This is a genomic window from Methylocystis sp. (assembly GCF_051062815.1).
Classification (GTDB): Bacteria; Pseudomonadota; Alphaproteobacteria; order Rhizobiales; family Beijerinckiaceae; genus Methylocystis.
The window spans coordinates 1-7,413 of the sequence record NZ_JBPFDU010000042.1; the positions used below are offsets into that span (position 1 = coordinate 1).

The following is a 7,413-nucleotide window of genomic DNA, read 5'->3' on the forward strand; positions in this document are numbered from 1 at the left end:
GCCGTAGTCCCCCCGGTGCTCCCGCACCATCCGAACCGCGCGATCCCGAACCTCAGGTGAAAAGCTCTTCGACGTCTTCTTCGTTTCCATGGCCCCAATCTCTCAAGAGTTGGAGCCTCCGGCAAACCCGGGGCGGTTCACTTGAGCTGCTACAGGATCTCGCGGATCGCGCCGTCATCACACAGGCGATGCTGTTCGCACACCGCGCCAATCTACGCCGGGCCGGATATCAGCTCATTCCTATCACCGAAGAGGACCTGATCTTTCATCTCGATCACACGCGCGTCGAGGCAGGCGTTATCGTCGAAACCGCCGAGCTTCGGGCCATCCGAGAGTCCGTGTTGCGGGCGCGCATGAGCAAAATGCTGCAAATTCCTACCGAGGCGCCGTGGCTACAAAAAAGCATGGACGCGGTGGCGCGGGTTGTCAGGAAGGTTTGGCGCACGAAGACAGGCTTACAGGAGGCCCAAGCCTCTTCCGATTGGCTTACAGGGTTACTCGATATTCGGGGCTTCGCGGCGTCGACTGTAGCCGGAAACGAACGCAACTTCGCGCTCTATGGATATGCTGCGCAGCTTCTACAACTCATGTCCTCGCTGGAGGAGCCGGAAGACGAGGCTAAGCAAGCCTACGACGCATGGCTCGACGAGGCCGTCCTCAAGGACATTAGGCAAACGCAACCTGAGGTATTTGCTTGGCTGGTCGAGCAATGCCGCACTCTTGTCGCGCTCACCGCGCAAATGCCTGCCGCGGAAGTGGAGGACTGATGTCCCAGAAAGCCAAAATCCGTGCGTCGTTTGCAATGAGGGTGATGGCAACCTTCCCAGGCTCGATTCGGGAGGCGCTGATTTTGGATCCCGCATTCCGGAAAGAATATGGCATCACGACGGATGCGGTGCTGTCCTTGGGAAGGAGCGGAGTTGCGTTCCGGTGTTCCGCTGTTCTCGACGCGGTGCGCCGCGCTTTCCGCACGCGAAAGAATAAGTCCAGCGTCAAAGACCAGGCCGGGCAGAGCTGGACGGTCGAGTTCGACAAAGACACAAAGCCGGCGCACATCCTATTGTCGCGCTACAAACAGCGCATTGTGATCGTGACTTTCTTGTTGTTATCGCCGGGCAAGACTTTGCGCCTCAATGCATTTCGCCAGGAGGCCGACCGCGTGGGCCTGCCAGAGCAGGACAGGAAGACATGGGAGGAGCTGCTGGCAACGCGTGCTCCTGACGACGACGAACATATTGCCATTCAGGACGATCTGAACGCCACGCCGATCGCAGTGCAGAACGTGATCCTCGAAAGTCTGGCCGAGGGCAGCGTTTCGCTTCACACCTTCGTTCCACGCTCCTCGACCTATTACGAGCGCCTGATCGGAGCCTGCGCGGATGGCCAGAATTTTGATACCTATATCGTCGACGGACTGCGCCGGAATGTACAGGCGCTCATGGCGTGGGATCCTGTGCGGGGCTATCGTCAGTCTCTGCTGCTAGCCGCGCAACCCGCGATCAATCTCGAGGTCGCCGCATCCGCGCCACCGCAGGCGCAAAGAGCAAAAGTCTGGGACGAACTCGCGAGGACGGGCGATGTGCTGTCCTTGGCCGCGGCGATCGAGGCAGGTTTTGAGCAGGCGCAGTCTGACGCCGCGCTACGCGAGCCGCTCGGCCGCCTGATCGAGGCAGCTGTCGCGGCCGCGCCCACAGCCAAGGTCGATCCATACAAGCTGCTGTCTTCGCTGATCATACTGAGCTATGGCGAAATCGCCAATTCGCGCATCCTCGCGGCAAAGCCGCCATACTGGCGTCGTCTCGCTGCGATTGCGCACGCTGCCATGATCACCCGTTGCCTCGCCGAGGTTGGTGGCGACGCCACGGAGTTTATCGACTGGGCCAAATCGGTGCGCGCTCAGGTCTTTCTTCTGCAATGTCTTGCCGACCTTCGCGAAGAGCCGCGTTGGGTGGCCGAAATGATTCTACCAGACCAGCTCAAGAATGAGCTTGGTGGCCGCATCTGGTCCGCTGCGCACGCGCGCGCAGCATTCGTCGAAGAGTGTGGCTGGAAGGCCCTCTTGTTGGATGAGGTCCCCGGAAGCCTGCGCAGCCAGCTCGATTTAGCGCATAGCTTCTTGCCGGGTCCTCTGGAAGGCAACTCCAATCCGGCGTACGATATCCCGGCCGACCAACTCGCTGACATCCGCGCCGACCTCGCGCAGCCCATACCCGCAGCCACGTCGTTTTCGAAGGTGGCGAACGTAGCACTATTATTTCGGATCCCCGACCATGTCGTCGATCTCGCAGCGGACGCTCTGGCACGCGCCAACTACTATCTGCAACGATGCGATGGGCAGCCGCTGATACCGTTCCTGCTCGGCCTCGCAACGATGGCGGCGGTGGCGCGCAGTCACAAGCTCGCAGACGCCATCTTCACACTCTTGCGGAATTACCGACGCTTCTATCCGAGTGAGCTCGACGTCGACGCTACATTCCGAGTAGCGCTCGTAGCCTGTGGAAGCCGGTCTCTCCTGCTGGAATGGTGCGCTTGCGTAGGCGACTGCATGACTGACTTGGCCTTCCAACAGTTGACGCAGGAGGAGGCGGTCCGACTTCATTCGCATGTGTCGATGCTATGCCATCTCGTGCCCGAGCTGTGGGCCACCTGTGGTCAGGCCGAAGCCGCGCTGCAAGGGCTTGTATGCCGGTGATCGTAATACACGCGCGACATCTCGTCGTCTTGGTGCCGACTCGATCTATGGCGCAAGGATGCCGTGCCAGCAGGAGGAAGGCCCACCGGTTCGTCTGCATGCCTTGCTAATCTATTATCGCAAGTGTCGCATAGGGGCCAAAATGTCCGCTTCTGGCGCGACCGTCGATCCCAATCTGCTTACCGCCGCTGAGCGTATTCAATACGAGGGATATCTGCGGCGGGAGGATGCGAACGCCGCCATCCTTGTGCGCGCCAAGAATGGAGCCTCGATCAAACAGATCGTACGGGAGACCGGGCATCGCCGGAGACTCGTGCGGAGGATTCTGCGCGGCCACGTTCGGACGTATTCCGAACGCGCGAAAGTTCTTTGGAGCCGTATCTGCCCTGTCTCGACGCGCAATCGACCGCGGGTTTTCACAGCGGTTCCGAGCTTTGGCGGCGTCTGAAGATCCAGGGATTCCGAGGATGTTTGCGGGTTGTTTCCGAATGGGCTGGACGGCGGCGTCGGGCCGAGAAAGCTGATACTTCAAGCTTGCGCCGCGTCCCTTCCGCCAGAATCATTGCGCGGCTGATGACGAACGGTCGCGACACGCTCTCCAAGTCAGAATCCGTAACGATTGCGGCGATAGAAAGCGGGGTCCCGCTGCTCGTCGTAGCGCGAAGCGTCATCGCAGCTTTCCACGCCATCATCCGAAAGAAGCATGATGCGGAGCTCGACGCCTGGATTTGAGCACGCAAAATTGAGTCTCGTCGCGGCTCGCGATCTATCTCGAAACGCGGCAACCCGCAACTCAGAACGCTTCTGATTGTCGGAGCAACGTCCATAATCAAACTGAGCAAGCGTGGCGTGAAGCTGCCCCAGTGGCTAACAGGCCTCATCTTGCGCAAGCCTTACAAACTTGTTGCGGTCGCATTGGCCAACAAGATGGCAAGGATCATCTGGGCGCTGCAAACGAAAGGCGGCGTCTACAAAAAGTCGCCAGTCGCCATCGCGGCCTGACCAAACATAGGTTTCCGACAGGAAGCTGTTGGCCAAGTGCAAAGGTGCCGAGATAGAGATGAACCACAAGGGACGCCATCCCGGTGTCGGCCAGACCGTCTGACTCACCGCGCCTCGAGCGCGCAAAATTGATTAGAGTCGCCGATATCGCGGAACTCATCGTGGCCAGCGGTCAATGCCCGCACACAAAGGCCGGACATATGACTGCACCGTCCCGCGGAGTTCAGTTCTCACAAAGCGCCTTGCCAATCGGGCCGTTCCACATATGAGTCAGAGCCAAACTTCAACGCCGATTGACACCCATCAGGGGGTAAAGGGCCTCGAATTTCCGCGTGTGATGGTCATCATGGATGACCACGAAGCGCTGGGCTTCCCGTTCAAATTCGATATGCTCTTCGGCGGTGGAGCAGAGGACAATCAGACAGCTTCTACGCGTCGGCGTGCAGCCGCGCAGAATGATCGCGTGCCCTGGTGGCCTACGCTGAAAACCTCGAGCGCGTTAGAAATCAGCTCCTAGCGAATGGCTGGTTCAAGCCGGGGGAGATATTTCTTGGCCTACCGTAGCTGCGAGGCTTCGTCGCTGCCACTTCGCAGAACACGAACAAAAGCGTGAAGAGTAGTCGCCTAGGGAGGACCGGGCTTGGCGAACGAGGAGAAAGAGGAAGAGAAGGAGACGCCATGGCTCCTGCCGAGCGAAATTCCCTTCGACGAGTTGAAGGGACATGCGCTTGAGGAGTGCCTGTTCTGGCTTCTAGACGGTATCGGCGCGCGTGACCTCACTTGGCGCGTTGGCGGCACGGGCGCGGGTGCGGCCGATGGCGGCCGTGACCTGGAGGCGCGCTTCCACGTCCCGGATGCCGCTGGAGAGATTGTCCCGCGGCGATGGTGGGTGGAATGCAAAGGGCGCGCCTGCACGCTCGAGACCGAGGCCGTAAAGACCTCGTGCAACAATGTGGTCGCGGACCGCTCTGTCGATTGCCTGGTCATTGCCACCAACACGACATTCACAAACCCGACGCGCGACTGGGTCGAGAAATGGCAGGAAAGATTCCCGAGGCCCCAGATATTACTGTGGGACCGGGCCGTGCTTGAGCGCATGCTGGCCCAGCAGCCCGCTACGGTGCTGCGGTTGTTCGAAGGCGGACTCAGTTCGGCCGGGCATCTCCGGGCAATTCGCGACCGCTTCTGGAATCTGATCGAGTACAGCTCAATCGAGCGCATCAAACGGATCTGGAGCGAGCGCGATACACTCGAACTCGGCGTTATGGAGCGTTTTGCGCTGATCGCGAATGAGTTCGCGCACGGCAGTATCGACGAGCGGCCCTGGGCCGGGGCCTGTCCAGCAAAGGACGTATTCGAGGCGTTTCAATATGGCATGTTCAACCTAGTCTACCTGTACGCACGGGTAATGAAGACAGGGGTCGATCAGGGGCCGATCACCAAGACGCTCGCTTATCTCCTGCTGTCGACAGTGCGCGACTTCCCCCCCGACCTAATCCGCGAGATTTTCAGGATTGCGCTGCGAACCGACAGCGATGAGCCGATGCCCGATCCCACTGTCGAGTTTTTCGTCATGCCGATTCTCGACAGCTTGCGGACCGATCTGCAGCTTGTCTGCAGTAGCGATTGCGGGCGATTTTCGAGACGCGACAGTTTCAAGTATTGGGAAGGCCGGGATCCCTTCGAGAGCTACTGGTCGCGATTCGGAACACGCGGCATCGCCCCCAAATCCGACGATGGCAGCTATCATCGCCTCGAGCGCACGAGCGAACCGTGCCGGGTCGGCTTCGATCTGAGGGATGGCGCTGGATGCCCACTTTATCACGTGCAGGCGGAAATGGGGACCCTAGACACCTTCCTAGGCACCGTTGCGCATGTCGTCAGGCGCAGGGCGCCAAAGAGCTCCACAATGCGCGCCGACCAATAGCCACCGACCATCGAGATGGCTCCGCGCCCGGGAGTGGATAATGGGTCAGATCCTCGATATATGGAGGAGTATTATCCGACTGGAAAATGGCATATCCTTCGAGACTGCTGTGCGGTTCCTAAGGATGATGGCCCTACTTCCCAAACGGGCTCTCAATACGCGCGTTCGAACGATGGTCGCTCGGTCACGACTTTCTCCGGATCGCGCTCGTTGTAGAGCGTAGCAAACTCATCGTCCGTACAGGTTCCGTCACCATAGTCAGGAACGTCGTAGACTTCCCATCCGCCGTGCTTTCCATGACCGATGCCGAACAAGGGGCCGACGAAGGGACATCGTGGGATGAAATAGGTCTTCACGAACGGATGCTCTTCGAACGACTTCCGGATAAAGACATGCCCCAGTGTGCCGGAGATAAACCACGGCCGCTTCGCGAAACTGCCGAACTGCTGCTCGATGATCGTTCGCATGTGGAGGATCGCCGCGAGAACATCATCCCGCAAGGTGCTATAAGTGCTCACATTGAAGTGGATTGATCGATGACGAAGATCCTTCAAGGTCCGGAACTCGCTGACCGCGGCAGGCAGCAGGATGTCCCAAGCCTCAAGCGTGTCGATGGGAACGTCCCAATTATCGAGGGAGTTTTTCCGGTAGACTCGCCTATACTCTGGCGTAGCAGTGAAGAAGGACCGCATATCCAAAATCAGGTGGTTCAGAATGCGCTCTCCAAGAGCGCAGGCCCCCACCAAGGCCGGGTAGTACTGTCCCATCACAAAGGCATTACGCACCTGCTCGAAGAAGGTGTTGTGATACGAAAGCACCGACATCGGCTTGGTGCCGATGGCTATAAAATTCTCAATCTTGGCCTCTATGGCGTGCCCGCCGAATTGGTAAAGCAGCCCCTCCTGGGTACGCGCCTGATTGGTGCGATGAAGCTCCTTCACATCTTCATCCCAGTGATCGGCGACGGGTTCAAGGCTGATCGCACGGGTATCGAAATCCATGCCCCAGCTTAGATGACGACGAAGCGCTGCATCGGGGATGTGAAATTTCTACTGTTCCAAAGGAAGGTGCCGACGGCGCTTCGGCTATGGTCGGTCGAGTAAGTGTAAACGAACGCATTCAAGCATCCATCCAATCCATATATTCCGATGTGTCGCCTTCAGCCGAGCAACACCTCGATTTCCTTAGCATCAACCAACGTAGTGATTTCCGAATAGAGATCGACTTGCTGGCCGAGCGCGGAAATCGAGATGACCAGCGCGTAACGCGCCTTGTCGGCCACGCGCTTTTGCCCAACATGCGACTTCCACCAGCCGCCGACGGGGTAAACGGCAATAGCATCGTGCCCGGCGAGGTCGATCGCGCGTCCGCGCCAGAGATCGCAATGGAGGGAGCCGGCCTGAATCGCCTTCGGACCGAGCAGCCAGCAGCTCGTTTCGCCATCGGCCTCCGTGCCGTCCTTCGCCTGGCTCGCGGAAATTCGGCTGCGGAACCGGGCGCTCGTCTCGGTGCGCTTCTTCATATCGAAGCGCAGACCGAAGGAACGATAGGTGTCCGGGCGGGTGGCGGCTTTTCCGGTCAGGTTGGGTTCGATGAAATAGGACAATGTCACCTTCATCGTGACGATTTCGTTCTCGAGCTGCTCCAGCGCGATCGTGTCCCTTGGCGTGGTGTAGCTGGTTGGCGTGATCGCCACGTTCGCCGGGAAGCCGGGTTGATCAGGCGGCTACAACGGGCAGCCCGACGATGGGATCATCGCTCAAGGGCGCGATTGTTTCCAGTGTCATGTATC

Annotated in this window: 7 protein-coding genes and 1 pseudogene; 6 read left to right on the plus strand and 2 right to left on the minus strand. The window is 59.1% G+C overall.

Annotation, left to right across the window (positions count from 1 at the left end; all coding sequences use genetic code 11):
* The 6 genes and pseudogenes from ACR65W_RS06265 to ACR65W_RS06290 all read left to right on the plus strand — a co-directional run.
* Positions 1-767 (plus strand): hypothetical protein (locus tag ACR65W_RS06265; protein ID WP_434500956.1); only part of this gene is annotated, 767 nt, incomplete at its 5' end.
* Entirely contained in the window at positions 767-2,692 is a 1,926-nt protein-coding gene (locus ACR65W_RS06270; RefSeq protein ID WP_434500951.1) for a hypothetical protein, read from the plus strand. The genes ACR65W_RS06265 and ACR65W_RS06270, both read left to right, overlap by 1 nt.
* Before the next feature lie 142 nt (positions 2,693-2,834).
* Positions 2,835-3,140, plus strand: a complete 306-nt coding sequence (locus ACR65W_RS06275) for a hypothetical protein (protein ID WP_434502397.1) — start codon at positions 2,835-2,837, stop codon at positions 3,138-3,140.
* Between the two features lie 125 nt (positions 3,141-3,265).
* Positions 3,266-3,424, plus strand: coding sequence for a hypothetical protein (locus ACR65W_RS06280; protein ID WP_434500952.1), 159 nt, complete (start codon positions 3,266-3,268; stop codon positions 3,422-3,424).
* 33 nt (positions 3,425-3,457) lie between these two features.
* Positions 3,458-3,694, plus strand: a pseudogene (locus tag ACR65W_RS06285) (IS110 family transposase); the annotation flags it as partial.
* 712 nt (positions 3,695-4,406) lie between these two features.
* Complete coding sequence (locus ACR65W_RS06290; protein ID WP_434500953.1) at positions 4,407-5,621, plus strand: restriction endonuclease; 1,215 nt, start codon at positions 4,407-4,409, stop codon at positions 5,619-5,621.
* A gap of 152 nt (positions 5,622-5,773) precedes the next feature.
* On the opposite strand, the gene ACR65W_RS06295 is transcribed toward ACR65W_RS06290, so the two are convergent.
* Positions 5,774-6,622 (minus strand): hypothetical protein, encoded by an 849-nt coding sequence (locus tag ACR65W_RS06295; RefSeq protein ID WP_434500954.1) that lies wholly within the window; start codon positions 6,620-6,622, stop codon positions 5,774-5,776.
* 158 nt (positions 6,623-6,780) lie between these two features.
* Entirely contained in the window at positions 6,781-7,317 is a 537-nt protein-coding gene (locus tag ACR65W_RS06300; RefSeq protein ID WP_434500955.1) for a hypothetical protein, read from the minus strand.
* Between the last annotated feature and the right edge of the window lie 96 nt (positions 7,318-7,413).